This is a genomic window from Pseudomonas mandelii, assembly GCF_006438925.1.
In the GTDB taxonomy this organism is placed as follows: domain Bacteria; phylum Pseudomonadota; class Gammaproteobacteria; order Pseudomonadales; family Pseudomonadaceae; genus Aquipseudomonas; species Aquipseudomonas mandelii_C.
The window spans coordinates 126,465-149,287 of record NZ_RCZA01000002.1; the positions used below are offsets into that span (position 1 = coordinate 126,465).

Genomic DNA, 22,823 nt, shown 5'->3' on the forward strand with positions numbered 1-22,823 from the left:
CCGATCAGGCCTTGGACAAGAGGATCATCAGGCCCAGCCAGCCGAAGCCCAGCAAGCGTTGCCCCACGGAATGCCCACGACGCAGCAGGAACCAGACAAAAAACGGCGGCAGGAAAAAAATCATCAGCTTCAACCACAGTTCCACCGGACGCACGCCGCTGGGTGTGGGAATCGGTGGCGCAACCTCGGCTGCAACTTCAGTTTTCCGTCTACGTCCGAACGCGGCCGGGGTCACCCTGGCCACTTTCTCATCGGCCGGCAATCGCCCGAAGGAAAGGGGTGCCTGCACAGGCGCTGCCGTTGAAGTAGCCGCTTGCACCGTTCCCGCCGGTGCACCGCAATGAATGCAAGCAGGCGCCATGGAGCTGATACTTTGCTTGCACTCAACACATTCGATTAATGCCATGCCCATTCCTTAGAGATGCAAAAGCGGCAGTGTGCCATGAGTCGGCCGGTAATTTGAACCAGATCGAAGGTCATACGCCCGCGCCATGCTGCGCTGATGTCCGTGCTAGCATGCCGCGCATATTTGGAGGACCCATGGTCGAACACGATTTCCGCTATAGCCTGATGAACCCGCAACACACCCTCACCGAATGCCGCGCCCTTGTGCCGGGGCGTTATCAAGTCACCGGCAACGGCGGCTCGATTCGTAACAACGACGTGCTGGTAGTGACCCTCAAGGGCGCCAAGGACTTGTCCATGCGCCTGACCGTCGAAACGGTTCGCCACTTGATCAATCCGCCTGGCCAATGGGTCGCGGTGGCCAGTGGTCCGGTGTTCGGTGAACTGGCGATCCACACCTGGAAGGTAAACTGCGACAGCTGCGCCAAAGAGCTGAACTTCGAGTTCGCGGTCGACGCCAAGCTGGGCAACAAGGCTGAAAAGCCTGCTGCCACCGCACGGATCGCCGAACTGGGCTGGACCACGGTCGGCGAGAAGCACCTGTGCCCGAAATGCCAGGAGCCCGCGTGATGAAACACCTCGCTCTGACCGCTATGGTTGGCGCCAGCCTGCTGGGCTGCGCCGCCGAGCCGGTGCAATTGCAACAGAACCGCAGCTACATTCTGGAGTGGATTGGCGAACGTCCGTTGATGGATTACAGCCACCTGACCGTCACCCTCGGTGAAGACGGTCGGGCCTACGGCAACGGCGGCTGCAACCACTGGTTCGCGCCGTACACCCTGGAAGGCGACAAGCTGAGCTTCGGCAAGGTTGGCAGCACCCGCAAACTGTGTGCGCCGGCGTTGATGGAGCAGGAAAAACGCTTCCTTCAGGCGTTGGAAAACGTTCAGCGCTGGGACGTCTCGCCGATCGACCAGATGCGTTTCTGGCCGGCAGAAGGGAAGCCGTTGCGTTGGTGGCTCGAAGAAGGTTGAGCAGTTAGATCGCCAGCCCTCACCCTAACCCTCTCCCAGAGGTAGAGGGGACTGATCGGGGATACCTCGAGAAATTATGCGACCTGAGATATCGAGTCGAACTCAGGTTTTGAAAAGCCCCCGATTTGCCCCCTTTCCCCCTCTCCCCACTGGGGAGAGGGCGTTGAGCAGTTAGATCGCCAGCCCTCACCCTAACCCTCTCCCAGAGGTAGAGGGGACTGATCGGGGATACCTCGAGTAATTATGCGACCTGAGATATCGATGTAGTGGTCAACTAATCCCGGACACGACGTTAAGTTTTTCTTCGGCCCGAGCTGGTGCCAGCCCACCGTTGAATTGATGGGGGCGAATCCAGTTGTACCGATGCATCAAGAAATGGCTGATATCGCGCTGGGCTTCTAGGGCCGTTCTGTAACCCAGAGTCGGTATCCATTCGGTTTTCAAACTGCGGAACACGCGCTCCATCGGCGCATTGTCCCAGCAATTTCCCCGGCGACTCATGCTCTGGCGCATGCGATAACGCCACAGCCTCTGGCGAAATAAACGACTCGCGTACTGCGAACCGTCGCTCGTTTATAGGCATGAGAACCTGGCTGTTTGCTCACGAGGTCAAGCTCACGCATCAAGCTGCGCACTTTGAACCGACCGAGTTGCTCACCCTCGTCACGCATCAACGAGAGAAGGCTACGGCTGCCGGCAGCACTGCGACTTTGTGAAAACAACTCGCTCACCCGACTGCGCAACCGAAGCCGTTCGACATCCGGCGTTCGGCGCTTGAGGCGGTGGGCGTAATAACTTGAGCGGTTGATCTCAAACACGTTGCACAGCCAATCAATCGGTTCATGGACGCTCAGCTGATTGATCAGCGCGTACGCTCGTGATCTTCCGACATCAAGAGCGCGGTAGCCTTTTTTAATATCGATTTTTCCCGTTCAAGGCGGGCGATCCGGGCTTCCAACTCCTGGATTTTCTGCTGTTCCGGTGTCAGCGCTTTGCTCTGCGGGGTGACGCCTTGGCGCTCCTGCTGAACCTGGTCGACCCAACGGCGCAGGGCCGATTCGCCGACGCCGAGTGAACGGCTGGCTTCGATGTAGCTGTAGTTTTGCTTGAGCACGAGGTCGGCAGCCTCGCGTTTGAATTCAGCAGAAAAGGAACGGCGTTGTTTGGTCATTTGACACCTCGATTTGGCGAGCATTTTCGCCTAAATGGGTGTCCGGTTTCATTAGACCACTACACTCTCCCAGAGGTAGAGGGGACTGATCGGGGATATCTCGAGTAATTATGCGACCTGAGATATCGAGTCGAACTCAGGTTTTGAAAAGCCCCCGATTTGCCCCCTGAACGAGCCCCATGAAAGACAGGACACCGTTTCCCCCTTACGATAAGGGATAGGCAAACGGTTATGTTTATGACTAATAGCAACGATAAGAGTGGGGAGCTTTTGGGCCAGGAGCGGCGGCGCCGCTGGAGCCCAGAGCAAAAACTGGCCATGGTTCGCGAGAGTCTTGAGCCAGGGCAAAGCGTTTCGGTGGTGGCTCGGCGCAACGGCATCAATGCCAACCAGCTGTTCCTGTGGCGCAAGCTGTATCAGGACGGCAGCCTGTCGGCGGTCAGTGCCGGTGAAGCGGTGGTGCCTGCGTCCGAACTGAGCGATGCGCTCAAGCAGATCCGTGAACTGCAACGGATGCTGGGCAAAAAAACGATGGAAGCAGAAATCCTCAAAGAGGCCGTGGAGATTGCCCGGTCGCGAAAATGGATTGCGCACTCACCCTTGTTGCCGGGGGACGACCAGTGAAGCTGGTCAGCGAATGTCTCGGTGTGGCGCGCTCGCAATTAACGGTTCGAATCAAGCAATCGGTATCGCCCAAAGTTCGGCGAAGCAGGCCTGTGAACGATGCTGAGTTGGTAGTTGAAATCCAGCAACAGGTCAGCGAACTGCCCAGCTATGGCTACCGTCGTGTCTGGGGATTACTGCGTCGCGAACGTGAAACCCAGTTGCTACCCGCGATCAACGTGAAGCGGGTTTACCGGGTCATGCGTGATCACAACTTGCTGCTGGAGCGCCGGATCAAACAGCCCGGCGTGCCGCGTCGGCACGAAGGCCGTATTGCGGTGCAAACCAGCGATACACGTTGGTGCTCGGACGGTTTTGAGTTCCGCTGCGAGGACGGCGCCAAACTGAGCGTGACCTTCGCCCTGGACTGCTGTGATCGTGAGGCCATCGGCTGGGTTGCAAGTCCAACGGGATACAGCGGCGATGATATCCGCGACTTGATGCTGGAAAGCGTGGAAAAGCGCTTCGGTGATCAACTGCCCGCCACTCCGGTGCAATGGCTAAGCGACAACGGCTCAGCCTATACCGCCGAACAGACGCGCCTGTTTGCTCGACAGATCGGTTTGCAGCCGGTGACCACCCCGGTACGCAGCCCGCAGAGCAATGGTATGGCCGAGAGTTTCGTGAAGACGATCAAGCGTGACTACGTGGCGCACATGCCCAAGCCGGATCAAGAAACGGCGTTACGTAACCTGGCAATTGCCTTCGAACACTACAACGAGCAGCATCCGCACAGCGCCTTGAACTATCGCTCACCGAGGGAATTCAGGCGCTTGGCAGCTGCATCAATTTAGCGGGGAGTTGGTGTCCGGTTTTGTAGGGGCAAGTCCACCCCCTTTCCCCCTCTCCCCACTGGGGAGAGGGCGTTGAGCAGTTAGATCGCCAGCCCTAACCCTCTCCCAGAGGTAGAGGGGACTGATCGGGGATACCTCGAGTAATTATGCGACCTGAGATATCGAGTCGAACTCAGGTTTTGAAAAGCCCCCGATTTGCCCCCTTTCCCCCTCTCCCCACTGGGGAGAGGGCGTTGAGCAGTTAGATCGCCAGCCCTCACCCTAACCCTCTCCCAGAGGTAGAGGGGACGTTGAGCAGTTAGATCGCCAGCCCTCACCCTAACCCTCTCCCAGAGGTAGAGGGGACTGATCGGGGATACCTCGAGTAATTATGCGACCTGAGATATCGAGTCGAACTCAGGTTTTGAAAAGCCCCCCGATTTGCCCCCTTTCCCCCTCTCCCCACTGGGGAGAGGGCTGGGGTGAGGGGTGGTTCTTAAAGACAAACACAGCATTCAGATCCCCCTCCCCACCTTCAATTCTTCGCCTGCAACGCCTCCAACTTGGCCATCACCCCAGCCGCCGTCTGCTCGCCCATCAACTGTTCCCGTACCTTGCCCTTGTTATCGATGATGTAAGTCACCGGCAACGCCTCACTGCGCGGCAACTCAAAAAGATCGGCCGGATCAGAAGCCAGCACGGTGAACTTGATGCCCAGTTTTTCACTGGCGCTTTTCAGCTCTTCACCCTGCACATTGTCGAAGTTGACCCCGAACACACCAATCTTCTTGTCCTTGAGCTGATCGGCGAGGGTGTTCAATTCCGGGATCTCGGTCCGGCACGGCCCGCACCATTCAGCCCAGTAATTGAGCACCAGCCATTGTTTGTCCAGACGTTCGGCGGCGACTTTCCGGCCGTTCTGGTCGATGCCATAGTCGTTACCACAGCCCCCCAGCAATAACGTACCGATGATCGCCAATGCCGCTGCCAGTCGCCTAGTCATGTCGTATTCCTTGTTCAAAATTGAATGCGCCTGCGACCCATCGCCTCCCAAGGTTCTGGATTACGCGCTGCACAGTTAGAATAGCCGTCACCTTACGCAAGATGCGAACCGCACATGACCGATCTGACGCTTTATCACAACCCGCGCTGCTCGAAATCCCGCGGTGCGCTCGAACTGCTCGAAGCCCGTGGTCTGACCCCGACGGTGGTCCGCTACCTGGACACCCCGCTGGACGCTGCGCAAATCCAGAGCCTGCTGACCAAGCTCGGCATCAGCGCCCGGCAACTGCTGCGCACAGGTGAGGACGAATACAAAACCCTCAACCTGGCCGACAGCAGCCTGAGCGAAGCGCAGTTGATCGCCGCCATCGCCGCCAACCCGAAGCTCATGGAGCGACCGATTCTGGAAGTCGGCGACAAAGCCATCATCGGCCGGCCGCCGGAGAATGTGCTGGAGTTGCTGCCGTGAGTGCGCCGTACATTCTGGTTCTGTATTACAGCCGCAGCGGCTCGACCAATGAAATGGCCCGGCAGATCGCCCGGGGTGTCGAGCAATCCGGGATGGAAGCGCGCCTGCGCACGGTGCCGCCGATTTCCACCGAGTGCGAAGCCGTGTCGCCGGACATCCCGGACGAAGGCGCGCTGTACGCCAGCCTCGACGATTTGAAGAACTGCGCGGGCCTGGCCATGGGCAGCCCGACCCGGTTCGGCAACATGGCGGCGCCGCTCAAATACTTCCTCGACGGCACCAGCAACCTATGGCTGACCGGCGCTCTGGTGGGCAAACCGGCTGGCGTTTTCACCTCCACCGCGAGCCTGCACGGCGGCCAGGAAACCACGCTGCTGTCGATGATGTTGCCCTTGCTGCACCACGGCATGCTGATCACCGGCCTGCCTTACAGCGAATCGGCCCTGCTGGAAACCCGTGGCGGCGGCACGCCTTACGGCGCCAGCCATCACGCCGGGGCCGATGGCAAAAGCGGCTTGAATGAACACGAAGTCGCGCTGTGTCGGGCCTTGGGCCTGCGCTTGGCGAAGACTGCACAGAAACTGGGGAACTGACGTGGCCAAGAAGCCAAAGATTTTGCCCTCCATCGAATGGCTCGAACCGCGCGTTCGGGCGATGCGCGTCATCAGCCTGCTGTGTTACTTCGGTTTGGTGGGTTTGCTGTGCGCCTACTACCTGGTGATCGCTGACCTGCACGGCGCCCGGCCGTGGGTGATTCTGCTGATCGAACTGGTGCCGCTGCTGTTGCTGGCGCCGGGGATGATTATCGGCAGCGCGCGCGGGCATTCATGGATGTGTTTTGTGGTGAACCTGTATTTCATCAAGGGCGCATTGGCGGCGTATGACCCGAACCGGCAGTTGTTTGGTTTGCTCGAGATGGGCGCGAGCCTGGCGGTGTTCTGCTCGGCGCTGCTGTATGTGCGGTGGCGGTTTCAGTTGAACCGCAAGTTGGCGGGTGAAGGCGAAACCTCCGTCGCCTGATCAAAAAGGTCGCAGCCTTCGGCAGCTCCTACGCCAATCTCTGTAGGAGCTGCCGAAGGCTGCGATCTTTTGACCTCAACCCCAATTTTAATGATTGACGGTATACGCCAACATCATCGAAATCTGGCTCATCGGCCGCCCACCACTCTCTTCATGCCACTGGTTGAACACGCCCTGCACCGTGGCCAGATCCCGCAGACTGGTCGGCACCTTGTCGACGATCTTCTGCGCATTCAACGCCGCGACCACGTCGTAGCTCGGCACAAACGTATCCTTGCCTACCATTCGCAAGAACCGCGGTGCCGATAACCCGCCCAATTGATGACCGCGCTTTTTCAGGTAGGTCCACAACCCAACGATATCCGTGACCGGCCAATCGGCGATCAACGCGCCGAAGCTGCCCTTCTCATGCGCCACATCCAGAATGAACTGCGCGTTGCGCGGCACGCTCTTGAGTTTGCCCAGGTGACGAATGATCCGCGCGTCCTGCATCAAACGCTCAAGGTGTTCGGCACTCATCAGCACGACTTTCTCAGGGTCGAACTTGAAGAACACTTCTTCGAACGCCGGCCATTTGGCGTCCACAAGGCTGTGCTTGAGCCCGGCGCGGAAGACGCGCAGCGCCATGGTCGAGAGGTAGCGGTCGTCGCTGATCTTGCGCAATTGCGCCGGGGTTTTCGGAACGGGCAGATGGGCTTCCAGTTCAGCCGCTGAACCGAAGCGGTTCAGACAGTATTCGTGCAGCCACTTGTAATCGCGCATGCCCTCTCCTGATGAGTAAGTGAAAAGACTCATGTGGGAGCCAGCCTGCTGGCGATAGCGACGGGTCAGTCAACAATGATGTGTCTGACCCACCGCTATCGCCAGCAGGCTGGCTCCCACAGTGATTGTGTTTAGAGGTTGACGACGTTGACGAACCGCGAGGCCGCGGTTTCGTCGATGCGCAGGTTGGTGAAGTCGAACAGATTGCGGTCCGCCAGTTGCGAGGGGATCACGTTCTGCAAGCTTCTGAAGATGCTTTCGGTGCGGCCTGGCGTCTTGAGTTCCCACTCCTGAAGCATGTCCTTGACCACTTGGCGTTGCAGGTTTTCCTGGGAGCCGCAGAGGTTGCACGGGATGATCGGGAATTGCTTGAAGTCCGAGTAGGCCTGAATGTCTTTTTCGTTGCAGTAGGCCAGCGGGCGGATCACCACGTTGCGGCCATCGTCGGCGCGCAGCTTTGGCGGCATGGCTTTGAGCGAACCGTTGAAGAACATGTTCAGGAAAAAGGTCTCGACGATGTCGTCGCGGTGATGACCGAGGGCCATCTTGGTCGCGCCGATTTCGTCGGCAAAGGTGTAGAGCGTGCCGCGACGCAGGCGCGAGCACAGCGAACAGGTGGTCTTCCCTTCCGGGATCAGCTCCTTGACCACCGAATAGGTGTCTTTCTCGACGATGTGGTACTCGACGCCCAGCTCTTTGAGATAGGCCGGCAGCACATGTTCAGGGAAACCTGGTTGTTTCTGGTCCATGTTCACGGCCACGATCTCGAACTTGATCGGGGCGACCTTCTGAAAGTGCATCAGCACGTCGAGCATGGTGTAGCTGTCCTTGCCACCGGACAGGCAGACCATGACCTTGTCGCCGTCTTCAATCATGTTGAAATCGGCAACAGCCTCACCGGCCTGGCGGCGAAGGCGCTTTTGCAGTTTGTTCTGGTTGACCGTAAGAGTGCCCATGACGCGAAATCCGTGAGGTGTGACGAAAGGCCGGCATTTTACGCAAAAACGCGTCGTCGGCGAAGTGCCCACCATCCCCTGTGGGAGCGGGCTTGCTCGCGAAGACGGAGTGTCAGTCGAAACAATATTGCCTGACATACCGCTTTCGTCGGAACGCTGCCCGGACCAAGCCCGCTCCCACAGGGGATGGTGGTGACAGACCCTACGGCGATTAGCAGGTGTTTTTACAGCGCAATTTGCTCTAAAGCCCTGCAACCTGCGTCGTTAAGACCTTTCTATACTGCGACTTAAGGTCGCACACATAATCCAGACCTTTCCTTACTCGGCCACTTTGGCCCGTAGGCGCTCCACTGGGGGGCGACGGTAAAAACAAGAGGAGTGACTGGCATGATCCATCACGTAGTGGGGCTATTCACCCACCCTGACCAAGAATGGAAAGAGATTCGTGGCGACCAGGAGGAAAGCATCAGCCACATGTATCTCACTCATACCCTGATTCTGGCGGCGATCCCTGCGGTGTCGGCGTTTATCGGCACCACACAGGTCGGCTGGGTCATTGGCAGTCGCGCACCGGTGATGCTGACGGTGGAAAGCGCGATATGGATGACGGTCATGTCGTACCTGGCGATGCTCGGCGGTGTGGCGGTAATGGGCGCGTTCATCCACTGGATGGCTCGCACCTATGACGCCAACCCGAGCCTGGCACGCTGCGTTGCATTTGCGACCTACACCGCGACACCTCTGTTTATCGGCGGTCTGGCGGCGCTGTACCCACACATGTGGCTTGGGATGATCGTCGGCACCGCGGCCATCTGCTACACGGTGTACCTGCTGTATGTGGGGCTACCCACTTTCATGAACATTCCATCAGACGAGGGATTTCTGTTTTCGAGTTCGGTGCTTGCGGTAGGCCTGGTGGTGCTGGTGGCCATCATGGCGTTCACGGTAATTGTTTGGGGACTCGGCGTGGGGCCGGTCTATACGAACTAGCAACACATCACCCAAAAACAATATCTGCCAACACAGGCCGCCGCAAGGCGGCCTTCTAATGTCAGCGACGACCATTCGGCGCCTCAGCGATTCGCAAGTCCCGAGGGTTGCGGCATACTCGGCGTCTCTGGAGATCCATCAAGCATGCCCGAGCAACTCAATACCCGCGTCGAAGACTGTTACCAACTCGCCGAATCCTTTTTCAAACGACCTTTCAAACGCCCCGTGGTGAGCCTCAAGCTGCGCGGGCAAAAAGCCGGTGTCGCGCATTTGCACGAGAACCTGCTGCGCTTCAATCCTCAGTTGTATCGGGAAAACACCGAAGACTTCCTCAAGCAGACCGTGGCCCACGAGGTAGCGCACCTGATCGCCCATCAGCTGTTCGGCGACCGCATCCAGCCGCATGGCGAAGAGTGGCAACTGATCATGCGCGGCGTGTACGAACTGCCACCCAATCGATGCCACACCTATGACGTCAAACGCCGCAGCGTGACCCGCTACATCTACAAATGCCCGTGCGCGGACAGTGACTTCCCGTTCTCCGCCCAGCGCCATGGTTTGGTGCGGCAAGGACGGCGGTATTTGTGTCGACGGTGCCGGAGCACGTTGGTGTTCAGTGGGGAAATGCGGGTCGAGTAGTTAGATTTTCTGTGTTTGTGCTGGCCTCATCGCGAGCAGGCTCGCTCCCACAGGGGATCTTCGGCGTGACATATATCCAGTGTGGGAGCGAGCCTGCTCGCGAAGGCGTCCTGACAGGCTAAACAACTACCTTGGCACGCCGTAACGCTTCAATCCGCTCAACGCTGTACCCCAACTCCCCCAACACCTGATCCGTATGCTGCCCTATGACCGCACCGATATGCCGCGGCTCGGGCAACCCTTGCGAGAACTTCAAGGGACAGGCCATCTGCGCCTGGGTCGAACCGTCCCCTCGCGGCACATCAGTGACCAGTTGCCGAGCCTTCATCTGCGGATGCCGCAGCGCTTCGCTCAGGCTCAACACCGGCTCCACGCAAGCATCGACGCCGGCAAACAACTCGCACAACTGGGCGAAGTCATGCTTCTCGAATTCGGCTTTCAACTCATTCTTGAGCGCTTGTTGCTCCGCAGGCTTGGGAGAGAGCCCCTGTGCCGCGAGTTCCGGCCGACCGAGCGCCGCACACAGTTGTTTCATGAACGCGGGCTCCAGACTGCCTACCGAGAACCAGCGCCCATCGCGGGAACGGTAATAGTCATAGAAACTGCCACCGTTGAGCATCTGGTCCTCCCTTCCCGGCTCCTCGCCACAGGCCAGATACCCGGCGCCGGCCATGGCGTTCAGGCTGAACGCGCAGTCGGTCATGCTCACATCCAGGTGTTGCCCCAATCCGCTTTGCTGCCGGGCGATGACCGCCGCCAGCAGCCCGATCACCCCGTGCAACGAGCCCCCGGCGATATCCGCCACTTGCATGCCCAACGGCAGCGGCCCGCTGTCGGCGCGGCCGGTGTAGCTCGCCAGCCCCGCCAGCGCCAGGTAGTTGATGTCGTGGCCGGCGCGGTCCTTGTAGGGGCCGGTCTGGCCGTAACCGGTGATCGACACGTAGATCAGTTTCGGATTGATCGCCTTCAAGGCTTCATAACCCAGACCCAATCGTTCCATCACGCCGGGACGGAACTGCTCCAGCACGATGTCGTAGTCCTGCAGCAACTGCTTGATCACCTCCAGCGCCTCAGGCTGCTTGAGGTCCAGCGCCAGGCTGCGCTTGTTGCGATTGAGGTAGGCGTGGCTGGCGGAGACGCCCTGATCGTGAGGCGGCCAAACCCGCAGCAGGTCCATGCGCGTTGGCGATTCGATGCGCAGCACCTCGGCGCCCATGTCCGCCAGCAACAACGAGGCAAACGGCCCCGGCAGCAGTGTCGAGAAATCCAGAACCTTGAGTGATGCCAGTGGACCGAGCATGGGCGTTCTCCGTAAACGATGCCTCCAGACTAGGCAGACAACGCCCTTGCAGCAATCACCTTATGCATCAGTTGCGCTGACCGTTGCGCTCAAATCCCAGGCATGAAAAAACCCGCCGAAGCGGGTTTTTTCAGTGCAGCCGTCTTATTTGACGTTGGTTGGGGTTGGGCCTTCGGCCACACCCAGGTCGTCTTCAACGCGCTCGTCGGAGATACCGCGACCGCCAGAAGCCAGTTCAGCGTGCATCACGTCAACGTCCAGTTCCTTGACCCACTTGGCGACAACCAGGGTGGCAACAGCGTTACCGACCAGGTTGGTCAGGGCACGGGCTTCGGACATGAAGCGGTCGATACCGAGGATCAGCGCCAGGCCGGCAACCGGCAAGTGGCCAACGGCGGACAAGGTGGCCGCCAACACGATGAAGCCACTACCGGTCACGCCCGCAGCGCCTTTGGAGGACAGCAGCAATACCACCAACAGGGTGATCTGGTGAGTGATGTCCATGTGGGTGTCGGTTGCCTGAGCAATGAACACCGCCGCCATGGTCAGGTAGATCGCAGTACCGTCGAGGTTGAACGAGTAACCGGTCGGGATCACCAGACCCACAACGGATTTCTGCGCGCCCAGACGTTCCATCTTGATCAGCATGCGTGGCAGCACCGACTCCGAAGAAGAAGTACCCAGCACGATCAGCAGTTCTTCACGGATGTAGCGAATCACTTTCAGCACGCTGAAGCCGTGAGCGCGAGCGATACCGCCCAGCACGACCAGTACGAACACGAGGCAAGTGATGTAGAAGCACGCCATCAACTGACCCAGTTGCACCAGCGAACCCACACCGTAGGCACCGATGGTGAAGGCCATGGCGCCCAGGGCACCGAGTGGCGCGAGCTTCATGATCATGTTGATGATGTTGAACATCACGTGGGCGAAGCGATCGATGAAGTCCAGGATCGGCTTGCCGTAGGCACCCAGGCGATGCAGGGCGAAACCGAAGATCACCGAGAACATCAGCACTTGCAGGATATCGCCGGTGGCGAACGCACCGAAGATGGTGTTCGGGATCACGTTCAGCAGGAAGCCAATGACGCTTTGATCAGCACCGGCCGCTACATATTGAGCGACTTTGGAGGCATCCAGCGTGGCCACGTCGATGTGCATGCCGGCGCCCGGCTGCACGATGTTGACCACCACCAGACCGACCAGCAACGCAATGGTCGACACGATTTCGAAGTACAGCAGCGCATAACCGCCGGTTTTGCCGACCGACTTCATGCTCTGCATGCCCGCGATACCGCTGACGACGGTGCAGAAGATGATCGGGGCGATGATCATTTTGATCAGTTTGATGAACCCGTCACCCAGCGGCTTGAGGGCCACACCGGTCTGTGGGTAGAAGTGACCGACCAGAATGCCGATGGCGATGGCAACGATCACCTGGAAATACAGGGATTTGTACAGTGGCTGACGAGTCGTCATTGCAAAGTTCCTCAAGAGTGCCCGGTGACAACATCCATCTGTTGCCCTGAACACTTCAATTGCGAACCCTCCTGCACTGGAGGGATTTGTTTTGTCGAGCTGCGCAACGGCAGGCATCTGCCGGTTGTATCGCAAGGCCCGTGCCACCTTCGTCAAATCGCCAGCAAGCCTTTTGACATCAAGGGTTGCAGGTTTTTCTTTGTCACCAAACGGTTACGGCAAAGTGGCGGATTCCCGCCCATCGACCAGACCTCGTCCTGCAAATTGGCGGATATCCGCCTTGTCCATCATCAGGCTCCACGGCTACCATCGGCCGTTCAATGGACGGACTTGCCTTCTATGCGCGAACGCACCATCGCCAGTCATTTCGCCCGTGCCGCCCTCGGTGGCGCACGCCGGCTGGGTTATGACTATTCAAGTTTACTGCAACAACTCGGCATCAGCCCCGAGTTGCTTGAAGAGCCGCGTGCGCGAATCGCGCCTGAACAGTTCACCCGATTGATCCAGGGACTGTGGCTGGCACTGGACGACGAATACCTGGGCTTCGGGCCGGTCCCGAGCAAAACCGGGAGCTTCGCGATGATGTGCCATGCGGTGATCCACTGCCGCAATCTGGAGAAAGCACTCCATCGCGGCTTATTGTTTTATAGCTTATTCCCCGACAGTCCGCGTCTGACCCTGACCCGCGAAGACGAAATGATTCGCCTGAGCCTCGACGATTCGCAGTTCCGCGACCCGGACCACTTCCTCACCGAGAGCCAGCTGATGGTGTGGCATCGACTCGGCAGCTGGCTGATCGGCCAGCGTATTCGCCTGGAACAGGCGACGTTCAGTTACCCGAAACCCGAGCACGGCGCCGAATACGATTTACTGTTCCCCTGCCCTCTGGCGTTTTCCACGGCGCAAAGCAGCCTGCTGTTTCACAGTCGCTACTTGAGCATGCCGCTGTTGCAGGACGAACGGACGCTCAAACACTTCCTCGAACACTCCCCCGCCGACCTGTTGTCGCGCCCGGATGACGGTGACAGTTTGAGCAGCCAGTTGCGAAGGCTGCTCAGCCGCGACAGTTCTCGCTGGCCGGACCTTGAAGCGGTGGCTGCGCATATGCACATCAGCCCGCAAACCTTGCGTCGGCATTTGCGGGAGGAAGGGTCGAGTTTTCAGGAATTGAAGGATCAGCTGCGCCGGGACATCGCGATTTATCACCTAGGGCGGGCGGATTTGTCGTTGCAGCAGATTGCCGAGCAGTTGGGGTTTTCCGAGCCTTCGGCGTTTCACCGGGCGTTCAAGAAGTGGACCGGTTTGACGCCTGGGGCTTACCGCGCGCAAGAGAACTGAATCTCCGGTTGAATTGACTGTCCCCTTCGCGAGCAGGCTCGCTCCCACAATAGATTTGCTGTGCACACACCATTTTGTGAACCCAGCAGATCCAAATGTGGGAGCGAGCCTGCTCGCGATTGAACGATGACGCGGTCTACCTGACCGAACGACTACTGTGGATCGATGTTATCCAGCGCCCGATTCACCGCCAGCTCGCCCAGCATGATTTGCGCAATACCCAACAGCGAATTGCGACTCGGTCCCTCCATATGATCCGCCAGGTCCATGGTCATGACATTGGCCGAGGCCAGCGACTCGCAAGCGTGGGCCAACAGGGTTTCGGTATCGAGTTCCGGGTTGACGATGAACATGGTGCCGGGTGTGCGCGGGGTGGCTTTGAGGCGGGCAGCCGGGTTGAGGTAGTAATCGAGGGCGCGATCGGCGGCTTCGTTGAGTTTTTTGGAGTCGGGGGTTTCGTGCGGGGAAACGTCGTCGGTTTCTGGGGGATTTGGGGTGATCTTGAACATTGATGGAACTCCAGATTATAAAAGTGGAGCCATCACCCTCGCTACCAAACGAGGGTGGCGGCCATACGGAGGTTGGTAGACCGGTCATCTGGCAACCCGGCGCGCCCAAGGGCGCCCTACGCATGGCCACCATAAAAACAGAAGACGAAAAAAGTCCCTGCATTAGGTTGCGCAATGCGCCAGATTGAACCGGGCTACCAAACCCGATCGCTGTTTTTCAGCGACCGGCAAACGATAGAGCCCGGCCCTTAGGCGCACAAGCCGGCGGATTCTGGCGTAGTCGTAGGCAGCGGCGCAAGGATGTGTAGCCTGAGTGAGTGTCTGGAGATGTGTTTTAAACACCGCTGTTTATTGCAGAGAATCTGTGGGATTTGCGCTGTAAGGGCTGGCCTCATCGCGAGCAGGCTCGCTCCCACCGGAGATCTGCGGAGCATCCACTTTTTGCGAACGACGCAGATCCAATTGTGGAAGCGAGCCTGCTCGCGATGAGGCCCGAAAGAACACAATCAACCTTTCGATCAAACCACCGGAAAATGAATCCGGAACGCCGCCCCGCCCATCGGCGAATCCCCCAGCGTCAGCTTGGCGCTGTAGCTTTCAATAATGTCCTTCACTACCGCAAGACCAATCCCCTGCCCCGGATGCTGCCGATCCAGCCGCTCCCCCCGCTGCAGAATCCGCGCTCGCTGATCCGGTGGCACGCCCGGCCCATCATCCTCAACGCACAACTCAATCCCTCCAAGGCTTTCGCGCACGCTGATGCGTACTTCGCCGAGGCACAGGCGATAGGCGTTCTCCAGCAGGTTGCCCATCATTTCCAGCAGGGCACCCTGTTCGATAGGCACATAACACGGCTCCGGCATATCGAAAGCCACCCGCACGCGTTTGTCGCGGTAGACCTTGTCCAGGGTGTCGCAGAGGCTTTGCAGCACCGGGCGCAGGCGTACCTGATGGCGCACCAGGCCACTTTTGCGCAGGCTGGCGCGTTGCAGTTGATAGCTGATCTGCTGGCTCATGCGTTCGATCTGGGTTTGCAGCACCCAGGCCTGATTGCGATCTGCCGGGCGCTTGGCCATGTCTTCGCTGACGCCTTGCAGCACGGTCAGCGGGGTTTTCAGGCTGTGGGCCAGGTCGTCGAGGGAATCGCGATAGCGGCTGCGTTGTTCGCGCTCGCTGTGCAGCAAGCGGTTGAGGGAGCCGGTCAGGCGCAGCAGTTCGCGCGGGTGTTGTTCGCTGAGGCTTTCGCGGGTACCGCTTTCGATCTCGTCCAGTTCCTGACTGAGCCGGCGCAATGCCTGCAAGCCCCAGGTCAAACCGATCCACAGCAGCGCGAGCAACACCAGCAAGGCGGCACCGAATCCGAGGTAGAGGTTTTCCCGCAGGCCTTCGAGGGTGGCTTCATACTCACGCACCGGTTGCAGCGCGACGATGCTGAACGCCGCGCTCTTGCCGCCGAGCAGTTTGACCTCGACGTCATAGACGAAGAATTCCTGGCCGTTGGCTTCGCTGATTCTCGCGAACTCGTTACCGCGTCCGTCGTAACGCGGTTTGTAGTTGATGTGCTCTTCCTGGGTGCCCTTCGAGCGCCAGACCAGATGCCCTTCGCGGTCATAGATGTAGCCAAGCAATCGGCCGTCAGTGAGGTTGAAACGCTCATCGGGCAACTGCGCCGGCATCTGCAAGCGGTTGTTCTCCACCCGGGCGGCGGAGATCAGCGTGGTGACGTCTGACGCCAGACGCTGTTCGATCGAGTCCTGCAACGCCAGGCTGAACGCGCCCTGCATCGCTGGCAGCAACGCCAGCATGAACAACACCGCCAGGATCGTGGCGGCGAGCATCAACCGGACACGAAGGGAACGAATCAAGTGCAGCGCTCATTGAACAGGTAGCCGAGGCCACGCACGGTATCGATCGGTTTGAAACCGGCCGGGCCTTCAAGTTTGCGGCGCAGACGGCCGACCAGCACTTCGATCACGTTCGGATCGCGCTCGTCATCGTCCGGGTAGAGCTGCTCCATCAAGCGATCCTTGGCCACCACTTGCTGGTGATGCCGCATCAGGTACTCGAGGATCCGATACTCGTAAGCGGTCAGCGCCAGCGGTTGTTCATCGAGGGACGCCTGTTTGCGATTGAGGTCCAGCAGCAACGGCCCGGCGACGATGTTCGACTGGGTGAAACCGCTGGAACGGCGCAATAACGCGTTCAGCCGGGCATCGAGTTCTTCGAACTGGAACGGCTTGACCACGTAATCGTCGGCGCCCGCGGCGAGGCCTTCGACCTTGTCCTGCCAGTTGCCGCGGGCGGTGAGGATCAGGATCGGGAAGGTCTTGCCGCGCGAGCGCAGCTGACGAATCAGGTCGAGCCCGCCCATGCCCGGCAGACCGAGGTCGATCACCGCCAGGTCATGGTTGAACTGCTCGGTCTGGTACAGCGCCTCTTCGGCGTTGGCCACGGACTCGACCACGTGGCCGCTGTCCGTCAGGCGGGTTTGCAGGTGATGGCGCAGCAGCGCTTCATCTTCGACGACCAGCAGTTTCATAACGCTCTCCTACGCAAATCAACATCTCCAGAGGCACGCGTACCTCGATGGCTAACATGGCAACGGTCAGTTAAGCGCAACCTGTGGGAGCGAGCCTGCTCCGGGCGGCGTTCCGACGAAGGCGGCGGCATAGTCAACATTGATGTCGCCTGAAATACCGCTTTCGCGAGCAGGCTCGCTCCCACAGGGTATCGCTTAACTCACTGGCATTGGCGCATGCCCTTGTCAGAAAGCGTAGTTCGCCGACAGGTAGGTCTGGGCGCTGCTGGTCAGGTCCAGCGAACCCTGTTTGCTGCCACCGCGCTCGCTCATCTCGGTGCTGGCGTTGCTGCGCAGATAACGGTAACCCAGTTCCACCGAGGTGTTTTGCGAAACCTGTTGCAGGACACCCAATTGGCCGCCGATGGCGTAACCGATGTCGCTGTCGCGGCTGAAACCTGGCGACTCCTGAGTCATTTTGGTTAAACCGGCCGTGGCGCCGCCGAACAGCTTGGTGCTGCCGCCCACCGGGTAGAACAGATCGTAGCTGCCCAAGAGGTTTTCCTGACGCAGTTTAATGCCATTGTGCGAGCCCGACACGTTGTCGTAAGTGGCGTAGTAGCGGCCCTGGCTGTTTTGCTGGCCCAGACGCACACCCCAGGTGTTGTCCTTGCCGATCACGCCGTCGGCGTTCGGGCTGTTGAGGTTGTCGTTCAGGGCGTGGGACTTTTTGACTTTGTCGCTGGTCTGTCCAAAAGTAAGGCTGGCGAAATTGTCGTCGGAAGCGAAAGCCGCGGTACTCGCGCTCAGGACAGTGAAAGCCAGAAGCAGTTTTTTGAAGCCCGTCATAGGGGAGTTCCTTATGTGCTATTTGGGTACGGGGCAAGGTTACTCACCCGGCCCTGAACTCCCCCTGAACGCACTCTGAACCTGAGCTGAATCAAACCGACTAAGCTGTTTTGATGACTTTTCTGTCTGGAGATCCGACCATGCGCATGTTTCTCGCTTTCGTCTTGCTGGCCCTGAGCGGGCTCAGCCAGGCGGCTATCAAGACTCAGGAAATCCCCTATCAGAGTGCCGATGGCACCAAGCTGATCGGCTATTACGCCTACGACGACGCCATTAAAGGCCAGCGCCCGGGCGTGGTGGTGGTGCACGAATGGTGGGGGCTCAACGACTACACCAAGCGCCGCGCCCGTGATCTGGCCGGCCTGGGTTACAGCGCGCTGGCCATCGATATGTATGGCGACGGCAAGAACACCGAGCATCCCAAGGACGCCATGGCCTTCATGCAAGCGGCAATGAAAGACAGTGCCGCGTCCAGCGCGCGCTTTCAGGCCGGGCTCGATCTGTTGAAGAAGCAACCGCAAACCGACCCGAACAAACTCGCGGCTATCGGTTATTGCTTCGGCGGCGGCGTGGTGCTGAATGCGGCACGTCAGGGTTTGCCGCTGGCGGGCGTGGTGAGTTTTCACGGTGCGCTGGCGACTAACACGCCTGCGACGCCTGGCAGTGTGAAAGCGAAAATTCTTGTTGAGCATGGGGCGATGGACAGCATGGTCACACCGGATAACGTTGCAGCGTTCAAGGCTGAAATGGACAAGGCCGGGGCTGACTATAAGTTCGTCAGCCTGGAGGGCGCCAAGCATGGGTTCAGTAATCCTGATGCGGATCGTCTGAGCCATGGCGATCATGCCGGGCCGGACATTGGCTATAACAAGGCGGCGGATGAAAAATCCTGGGCGGACATGCAGGCGTTTTTCAAGAAGATATTTGGCTGAGCAGGCAGACCGCGGCGCGGCTAATCGCGAGCAAGCTCGCTCCCACACTGGATCTATGTAGCATCATAAATCCCTGTGGGAGCGAGCCTGCTCGCGAAGGGCCACACCTCAGTCTGCCGTCAGGGCTACCCAGCCTGAGAGCAACCCGGCAAAATGCCCCACATGAATCGCGCCCCCGCCCTCCCCGTCTGCTGCACCCCACTCGATGCCCATTGGCCGCTGCCGTTTGCGCTGCCCGATACGGTGCTGTTGAGCACTCACTTCGATACCTCGCAATTGGCCAGCGATGATTTCCAGCGCAGCGCCATCGAGCCGCCGCCCACCATCCAGCGTTCGGTCGCCAAGCGTCAGGCCGAGTTCCTCGCCGGGCGAGTTTGCGCTCGGGCGGCATTGCAACAGTTGGAAGGGCTGAGCTTCATCCCGGCCATCGGCGAAGACCGGGCACCGGTGTGGCCGACGCACATCACGGGCTCGATTACCCACAGCACCGGCCGGGCCTCGGCGATTGTCGCGAAGAAAACCCACTGGCACGGCCTGGGGATGGACCTGGAAAACCTGCTCAACCCCGAACGGGCCGAGCGACTGGCCGGGGAAATCCTCACCCCGCCCGAGTTGCAACGCATGACCGCTGGCCGTCGCGATCAGTTGGCGATGCTGGTGACCTTGACGTTTTCGGTGAAGGAAAGCCTGTTCAAGGCGCTGTATCCGATCGTTCAGCAACGCTTCTATTTCGAGCACGCTGAAGTCTTGGAGTGGACCGAGAGCGGTGAAGTGCGGCTGCGGTTGCTGACTGATCTGTCCAGCGAATGGTGCAATGGCACTGAGTTGGATGCGCAGTTTGGGGTGGTGGATGGGCAGTTGTTGAGTCTGGTCAGCATCAAGGCCTGAGAACGCGATCCCTGTAGCAGCTGGCGAAGCCTGCGTTCGGCTGCGAAGCAGTCGTAAATCCTGTGCATGCGGTTTATCTGAAGCACCGAGTTGTATGGTTTAACGACTGCTGCGCAGCCGAACGCAGGCTTCGCCAGCTGCTACAGGTCATACGCCAAGCCTCAACGCTTCTCCTGATTCCGCGGCCAGCTCAGGCTGAAACACGCCCCACCCAGGCTTTTGCTCTTGCTGATCAACGCCCGGCCATCATGCCAATGGATGATTCGCCGCACGATGGACAACCCCAATCCATGCCCACCGGAGGCGCGGGTACGGCTGTCATCGAGGCGCAGGAATGGCGTGAAGATCTTCTCCCAGGCCGTTTCCGGCACGCCCGGCCCGTCATCCTCGACATCCACTCGACAGCGCTGCTGCCCGACCTGATAACTGACGGTCACCCGTGATTGAGCGTGGCGCATGGCGTTGCTCACCAGGTTCTGCAACGCCCTGTGCAGGTAGCGCGGCTCGGCCTCGACCCAAGCGTCGTCGTTGTCAGCGGCGGACAAACACAAACCGCGCTGCACCGTGACCTCGGCGCGTAACGGCGCCAGTTCTTCGATCACCTGATCGACCAACGCATCCAGATCGATCCGCTGAAAATTCAGCGCCGGTGAACCCTGTTCCAGTCGTGCGTAGGTGAGCATCTCGTCCACCAGTCGATCGAGATCCTCGATGTCGTTGTCCATGCCTTCGCAGTATTTTTCCAACGCCTGCGGCGTGGTGGCCGAGCCGATCATTTCCAGACCAAATCGCAACCGCGCCACGGGTGTGCGCAGCTCATGCGACACGGCGCGCACCAGCTCACGCTGAATTGCCAACAGTTGCTGCAAGTGCTCGGCCATGCCGTTGAACGCCGAGGCCAGCCGCCCCACCGAGTCCGCGCCGCTTGCCGGCACGCGGGTTTCCAGGCTGCCCTTGGCGATGCGCGTGGCGGCCGCTTCCAGGCCACGCAAACGTCGCTCAAGTTGGCGCACCAACAAATAGACGATCAAACCGATCAGGCTCAAACCCAGGGCGGCGATCAGCACCAGCCACTCCGGCGGATAAGGATTCATCTGATACAACGGGCCGATTTCCAGCACCCACGGCGTACCGACCATGCCGGCAAACACCCGGATCGAATCGCCGCCCTTGCCCAGCGCCATCACCGTGTCGCCCTCGGACACCCGGCGACTCTGGTCCTCGTCCATGTCCGCCTGTTCGATCGTCACCAGCCGCAAGTCGAAACCAAACCCTTTATCGCGCTTCAATTGCGCCAGGCGATCGGGTTGCTCGGCCACCGGGTAGCGCACCAATTCGTCGGCCAAGAGGTAAATAGTCGCCCGGGCCAGTTGTTCGCTGATCTGCTGGACTTCGCCGGTCAGCACCAGCTGTTCCTTGTCGCTGACCAACCGGTAAACCTTCGCCGCATGCGGACCGGTCTGTTCCACCAGCGCCTGACCGCGCAGCACGCGGGTGCGCTGGGTGAGGTCGAGGTCGGTTTGGGCAAAGGTCTTCAGTGCCAGAGGAATCCCCAACAACCGTTCCCACACCAGCAAGGCACGGTGGCGCTCGGTTTCATTCATCGGGTTCAGATTGTCGGCCATCAGCGAGAACGTGCCGTGGGCGAGGCGTTCGCGGTATTGCTCGCCGCGCACCTGGTTAAGCAGGTGCAAGGCCAGCACGCCGAGTACCGCCACCAGAATCAGCGCCGCGCACATGCCGCCATAGATGCGCAGGAAGATCGAGTTCACAGCGTGCAGGCTTCCGGAACGAACAGATAACCTTTGCTGCGGATGGTCTTGATCAGCCGCGGATGCTCCGGGTCATCGCCGATTTTCGGGCGAATGCGCGAGATGCGCACGTCGATGGAACGGTCCTGGCCGTCATAGCCAATGCCGCGCAATGCAGTGAAAATCTCTTCCCGGGACAGGATGCGCCCGGCGTTGGCCACCAGCAGCCAAAGCAAGTCGAACTCGGCACTGGTCAACTCGATGCCGTTGTCGTTGAGCCAGGCTTCGCGCAATGCGTTGTCGACCACCAACGGACCGAACTGCAGGCGCCGTTGTTTTTCCGGCGCCACTTCCGGGGCTTCACTGCGTCGCAACAAGGCCTGGATGCGCGCCAGCAACAGACGTGGGCGAACCGGTTTGCACACGTAGTCGTCGGCACCCAGGTCCAGGCCAAGAATCTGATCGGTATCGTCGGTGCGGGCGGTGAGCATCAGGATCGGGCCGTCATACTTGTCGCGGACCTTGCGGCAGATGCTCAGGCCATCCTCGCCCGGCAACATGAGGTCGAGGATCACCAGGTCCGGTTTCTCCTTGATGATTCGGGCTGCGGCCAAGGCGCCGTTACCCTCGATCGATACGCGCAGGCCATTGGCTTCCAGGTAATCGCGGGTCAGTTCGGCCAGACGCTGGTCGTCCTCGACAATCAATACCTGCCAGGCTTCTTGCTCCACGGTGACCTCTGCTTGCCAACAACACTTAATAAGGAAGGATCCGCCCGTCTTTTTGTAATGATTGGGGAGGATAAGAATGCATCTGCATTGGCCGATTGTATAAACGCCACTCGCCAAGAACACAAGCCGGTAAATGCGTTCGGACAACGCGGTTTTTTGTGATAGGGTTCGCGCCCTTAAAAACCCGAGCGACTGTTTTCAATCGGTGAAAATCAGTGAAAAACGGTCCGCTCCAGCTAGGTCGCGGCCTACACGCCCGTTCCACCTTTCACACACAATTTACGCACAGGTTTATCCACAGGTAGTACGTTGCAACACCCCCCAAAACGCATTATCTTGTACCCCGGCGCCAAAAAAACCCTACATGTAGGGTTTTGCGTAAAAAACCAAACACAAATCAGACACCGATTTCAAGCGCTTTTATTGCCTCTGTCCGGTTGAACCAAACGTATTTTCGAAAGACCAAACCGCCCGTGCGGATGGCTACTGTTTTTGAGCCGAAAACGGCGTTAACGGTACGGGTGTTGCAGTCAGTTACTGTCACCCAAAAGGATCCCGGTTTCAGGTTCAAGGCCTGGGACCAAAGACTTCGGCATGGAAGCGGCGCCCCAATTGCCCCTTCCTGATCTGTCCCGAAGTTGGTATGCCCGGCCCCTCGCCGGTTGTAGTGCTTCAGGACGGAACGGTGGGCACCGTGATGGTGC

At 59.3% G+C, this 22,823-nt stretch carries 23 protein-coding genes and 1 pseudogene; 11 read left to right on the forward strand and 13 right to left on the reverse strand.

Annotation, left to right across the window (positions count from 1 at the left end; genetic code table 11):
- Positions 1-4: 4 nt before the first annotated feature.
- A complete protein-coding gene (locus EAH74_RS04460; RefSeq protein ID WP_140676432.1) occupies positions 5-406 on the reverse strand; it encodes a hypothetical protein in 402 nt (133 codons plus the stop codon).
- 134 nt (positions 407-540) lie between these two features.
- Between EAH74_RS04460 and EAH74_RS04465 the strand changes: the two genes are divergently transcribed.
- Complete coding sequence (locus tag EAH74_RS04465) at positions 541-975, forward strand: hypothetical protein (protein WP_008147995.1); 435 nt, start codon at positions 541-543, stop codon at positions 973-975.
- Entirely contained in the window at positions 975-1,379 is a 405-nt protein-coding gene (locus EAH74_RS04470) for an META domain-containing protein (protein WP_140676435.1), read from the forward strand. The genes EAH74_RS04465 and EAH74_RS04470 overlap by 1 nt, the downstream gene beginning before the upstream one ends.
- A gap of 270 nt (positions 1,380-1,649) precedes the next feature.
- Here EAH74_RS04470 and EAH74_RS04475 read toward each other — a convergent pair.
- Positions 1,650-2,550, reverse strand: a pseudogene (locus tag EAH74_RS04475) (transposase).
- Positions 2,551-2,787: 237 nt separating this feature from the next.
- Here EAH74_RS04475 and EAH74_RS04480 point away from each other — a divergent pair.
- A protein-coding gene (locus EAH74_RS04480) for an IS3 family transposase (RefSeq protein WP_430539705.1) occupies positions 2,788-4,007 on the forward strand; the annotation gives its coding sequence in 2 pieces (ribosomal slippage) (positions 2,788-3,133 and positions 3,133-4,007; 1,221 coding nt in all).
- A 514-nt stretch (positions 4,008-4,521) separates the two neighbouring features.
- On the opposite strand, the gene EAH74_RS04485 is transcribed toward EAH74_RS04480, so the two are convergent.
- A complete protein-coding gene (locus EAH74_RS04485) occupies positions 4,522-4,989 on the reverse strand; it encodes a TlpA disulfide reductase family protein (protein ID WP_140676441.1) in 468 nt (155 codons plus the stop codon).
- A 114-nt stretch (positions 4,990-5,103) separates the two neighbouring features.
- Here EAH74_RS04485 and arsC point away from each other — a divergent pair, with 114 nt between their 5' ends.
- Genes arsC through EAH74_RS04500 form a run of 3 tightly spaced genes read left to right on the forward strand, consistent with a single transcriptional unit; the run spans position 5,104 to position 6,477 of the window.
- On the forward strand, positions 5,104-5,457 hold the full coding sequence (gene arsC, locus EAH74_RS04490; RefSeq protein ID WP_123369215.1) for an arsenate reductase (glutaredoxin): 354 nt from the start codon (positions 5,104-5,106) through the stop codon (positions 5,455-5,457).
- Positions 5,454-6,050 carry an NAD(P)H:quinone oxidoreductase gene (gene wrbA / locus EAH74_RS04495; protein ID WP_046046494.1) on the forward strand — a complete coding sequence of 199 codons (597 nt, stop codon included), beginning with the start codon at positions 5,454-5,456 and terminating at the stop codon, positions 6,048-6,050. The genes arsC and wrbA overlap by 4 nt, the downstream gene beginning before the upstream one ends.
- Before the next feature lies 1 nt (position 6,051).
- Complete coding sequence (locus EAH74_RS04500) at positions 6,052-6,477, forward strand: DUF2069 domain-containing protein (RefSeq protein WP_140676444.1); 426 nt, start codon at positions 6,052-6,054, stop codon at positions 6,475-6,477.
- Positions 6,478-6,564: 87 nt separating this feature from the next.
- Here EAH74_RS04500 and EAH74_RS04505 read toward each other — a convergent pair whose 3' ends face one another.
- On the reverse strand, positions 6,565-7,239 hold the full coding sequence (locus EAH74_RS04505; protein ID WP_074879137.1) for a DNA-3-methyladenine glycosylase I: 675 nt from the start codon (positions 7,237-7,239) through the stop codon (positions 6,565-6,567).
- 131 nt (positions 7,240-7,370) lie between these two features.
- The gene (gene ttcA, locus EAH74_RS04510) at positions 7,371-8,195 is read right to left on the reverse strand and encodes a tRNA 2-thiocytidine(32) synthetase TtcA (protein WP_140676447.1); all 825 of its coding nucleotides are present in this window, start codon (positions 8,193-8,195) and stop codon (positions 7,371-7,373) included.
- A gap of 387 nt (positions 8,196-8,582) precedes the next feature.
- Here ttcA and EAH74_RS04515 point away from each other — a divergent pair, with 387 nt between their 5' ends.
- Together EAH74_RS04515 and EAH74_RS04520 are read left to right on the forward strand one after the other, a co-directional pair.
- Positions 8,583-9,185: a Yip1 family protein gene (locus tag EAH74_RS04515; protein ID WP_008147981.1), complete on the forward strand. Its 603-nt coding sequence runs from the start codon at positions 8,583-8,585 to the stop codon at positions 9,183-9,185.
- Between the two features lie 144 nt (positions 9,186-9,329).
- Positions 9,330-9,824: a SprT family zinc-dependent metalloprotease gene (locus tag EAH74_RS04520; RefSeq protein ID WP_033055255.1), complete on the forward strand. Its 495-nt coding sequence runs from the start codon at positions 9,330-9,332 to the stop codon at positions 9,822-9,824.
- A 118-nt stretch (positions 9,825-9,942) separates the two neighbouring features.
- Here EAH74_RS04520 and EAH74_RS04525 read toward each other — a convergent pair whose 3' ends face one another.
- Both EAH74_RS04525 and EAH74_RS04530 read right to left on the reverse strand, forming a co-directional pair.
- The gene (locus tag EAH74_RS04525) at positions 9,943-11,124 is read right to left on the reverse strand and encodes a CaiB/BaiF CoA transferase family protein (protein ID WP_140676450.1); all 1,182 of its coding nucleotides are present in this window, start codon (positions 11,122-11,124) and stop codon (positions 9,943-9,945) included.
- Positions 11,125-11,268: 144 nt separating this feature from the next.
- Entirely contained in the window at positions 11,269-12,603 is a 1,335-nt protein-coding gene (locus EAH74_RS04530) for a dicarboxylate/amino acid:cation symporter (RefSeq protein WP_140676452.1), read from the reverse strand.
- Between the two features lie 339 nt (positions 12,604-12,942).
- Here EAH74_RS04530 and EAH74_RS04535 point away from each other — a divergent pair, with 339 nt between their 5' ends.
- A complete protein-coding gene (locus tag EAH74_RS04535; protein ID WP_140676455.1) occupies positions 12,943-13,941 on the forward strand; it encodes an AraC family transcriptional regulator in 999 nt (332 codons plus the stop codon).
- A gap of 152 nt (positions 13,942-14,093) precedes the next feature.
- On the opposite strand, the gene EAH74_RS04540 is transcribed toward EAH74_RS04535, so the two are convergent.
- The 4 genes from EAH74_RS04540 to EAH74_RS04555 all read right to left on the reverse strand — a co-directional run bounded on the left by EAH74_RS04540 (position 14,094) and on the right by EAH74_RS04555 (position 17,817).
- Positions 14,094-14,450, reverse strand: coding sequence for a DUF6124 family protein (locus tag EAH74_RS04540; protein WP_140676458.1), 357 nt, complete (start codon positions 14,448-14,450; stop codon positions 14,094-14,096).
- 518 nt (positions 14,451-14,968) lie between these two features.
- Positions 14,969-16,315: an ATP-binding protein gene (locus EAH74_RS04545; protein WP_140676461.1), complete on the reverse strand. Its 1,347-nt coding sequence runs from the start codon at positions 16,313-16,315 to the stop codon at positions 14,969-14,971.
- Entirely contained in the window at positions 16,312-16,989 is a 678-nt protein-coding gene (locus tag EAH74_RS04550) for a response regulator (protein ID WP_140676464.1), read from the reverse strand. Before EAH74_RS04550 ends, EAH74_RS04545 begins: the two co-directional genes overlap by 4 nt.
- Before the next feature lie 225 nt (positions 16,990-17,214).
- Complete coding sequence (locus tag EAH74_RS04555; RefSeq protein WP_140676467.1) at positions 17,215-17,817, reverse strand: porin family protein; 603 nt, start codon at positions 17,815-17,817, stop codon at positions 17,215-17,217.
- A gap of 140 nt (positions 17,818-17,957) precedes the next feature.
- On the opposite strand from EAH74_RS04555, the gene EAH74_RS04560 reads away from it, so the two are divergent.
- Both EAH74_RS04560 and EAH74_RS04565 read left to right on the forward strand, forming a co-directional pair.
- Positions 17,958-18,749: a dienelactone hydrolase family protein gene (locus EAH74_RS04560; protein WP_123368759.1), complete on the forward strand. Its 792-nt coding sequence runs from the start codon at positions 17,958-17,960 to the stop codon at positions 18,747-18,749.
- 162 nt (positions 18,750-18,911) lie between these two features.
- On the forward strand, positions 18,912-19,637 hold the full coding sequence (locus tag EAH74_RS04565) for a 4'-phosphopantetheinyl transferase family protein (protein WP_205012900.1): 726 nt from the start codon (positions 18,912-18,914) through the stop codon (positions 19,635-19,637).
- Between the two features lie 161 nt (positions 19,638-19,798).
- Here EAH74_RS04565 and EAH74_RS04570 read toward each other — a convergent pair whose 3' ends face one another.
- Both EAH74_RS04570 and EAH74_RS04575 read right to left on the reverse strand, forming a co-directional pair.
- Positions 19,799-21,409 carry an ATP-binding protein gene (locus tag EAH74_RS04570; RefSeq protein WP_140676473.1) on the reverse strand — a complete coding sequence of 537 codons (1,611 nt, stop codon included), beginning with the start codon at positions 21,407-21,409 and terminating at the stop codon, positions 19,799-19,801.
- Positions 21,406-22,119, reverse strand: a complete 714-nt coding sequence (locus EAH74_RS04575) for a response regulator (protein ID WP_074879161.1) — start codon at positions 22,117-22,119, stop codon at positions 21,406-21,408. The genes EAH74_RS04570 and EAH74_RS04575 overlap by 4 nt, the downstream gene beginning before the upstream one ends.
- Positions 22,120-22,823: the final 704 nt, after the last annotated feature.

Bases quoted from the DNA above. Each gene is read 5' to 3' on its own strand.
- EAH74_RS04460 (WP_140676432.1), bottom strand. From the start codon at position 406: ATGGCATTAATCGAATGTGTTGAGTGCAAGCAAAGTATCAGCTCCATG.
- EAH74_RS04465 (WP_008147995.1), top strand. From the start codon at position 541: ATGGTCGAACACGATTTCCGCTATAGCCTGATGAACCCGCAACACACC.
- EAH74_RS04470 (WP_140676435.1), top strand. From the start codon at position 975: ATGAAACACCTCGCTCTGACCGCTATGGTTGGCGCCAGCCTGCTGGGC.
- EAH74_RS04485 (WP_140676441.1), bottom strand. From the start codon at position 4,989: ATGACTAGGCGACTGGCAGCGGCATTGGCGATCATCGGTACGTTATTG.
- arsC (WP_123369215.1), top strand. From the start codon at position 5,104: ATGACCGATCTGACGCTTTATCACAACCCGCGCTGCTCGAAATCCCGC.
- EAH74_RS04505 (WP_074879137.1), bottom strand. From the start codon at position 7,239: ATGCGCGATTACAAGTGGCTGCACGAATACTGTCTGAACCGCTTCGGT.
- ttcA (WP_140676447.1), bottom strand. From the start codon at position 8,195: ATGGGCACTCTTACGGTCAACCAGAACAAACTGCAAAAGCGCCTTCGC.
- EAH74_RS04515 (WP_008147981.1), top strand. From the start codon at position 8,583: ATGATCCATCACGTAGTGGGGCTATTCACCCACCCTGACCAAGAATGG.
- EAH74_RS04520 (WP_033055255.1), top strand. From the start codon at position 9,330: ATGCCCGAGCAACTCAATACCCGCGTCGAAGACTGTTACCAACTCGCC.
- EAH74_RS04525 (WP_140676450.1), bottom strand. From the start codon at position 11,124: ATGCTCGGTCCACTGGCATCACTCAAGGTTCTGGATTTCTCGACACTG.
- EAH74_RS04530 (WP_140676452.1), bottom strand. From the start codon at position 12,603: ATGACGACTCGTCAGCCACTGTACAAATCCCTGTATTTCCAGGTGATC.
- EAH74_RS04535 (WP_140676455.1), top strand. From the start codon at position 12,943: ATGCGCGAACGCACCATCGCCAGTCATTTCGCCCGTGCCGCCCTCGGT.
- EAH74_RS04540 (WP_140676458.1), bottom strand. From the start codon at position 14,450: ATGTTCAAGATCACCCCAAATCCCCCAGAAACCGACGACGTTTCCCCG.
- EAH74_RS04550 (WP_140676464.1), bottom strand. From the start codon at position 16,989: ATGAAACTGCTGGTCGTCGAAGATGAAGCGCTGCTGCGCCATCACCTG.
- EAH74_RS04555 (WP_140676467.1), bottom strand. From the start codon at position 17,817: ATGACGGGCTTCAAAAAACTGCTTCTGGCTTTCACTGTCCTGAGCGCG.
- EAH74_RS04560 (WP_123368759.1), top strand. From the start codon at position 17,958: ATGCGCATGTTTCTCGCTTTCGTCTTGCTGGCCCTGAGCGGGCTCAGC.
- EAH74_RS04565 (WP_205012900.1), top strand. From the start codon at position 18,912: ATGAATCGCGCCCCCGCCCTCCCCGTCTGCTGCACCCCACTCGATGCC.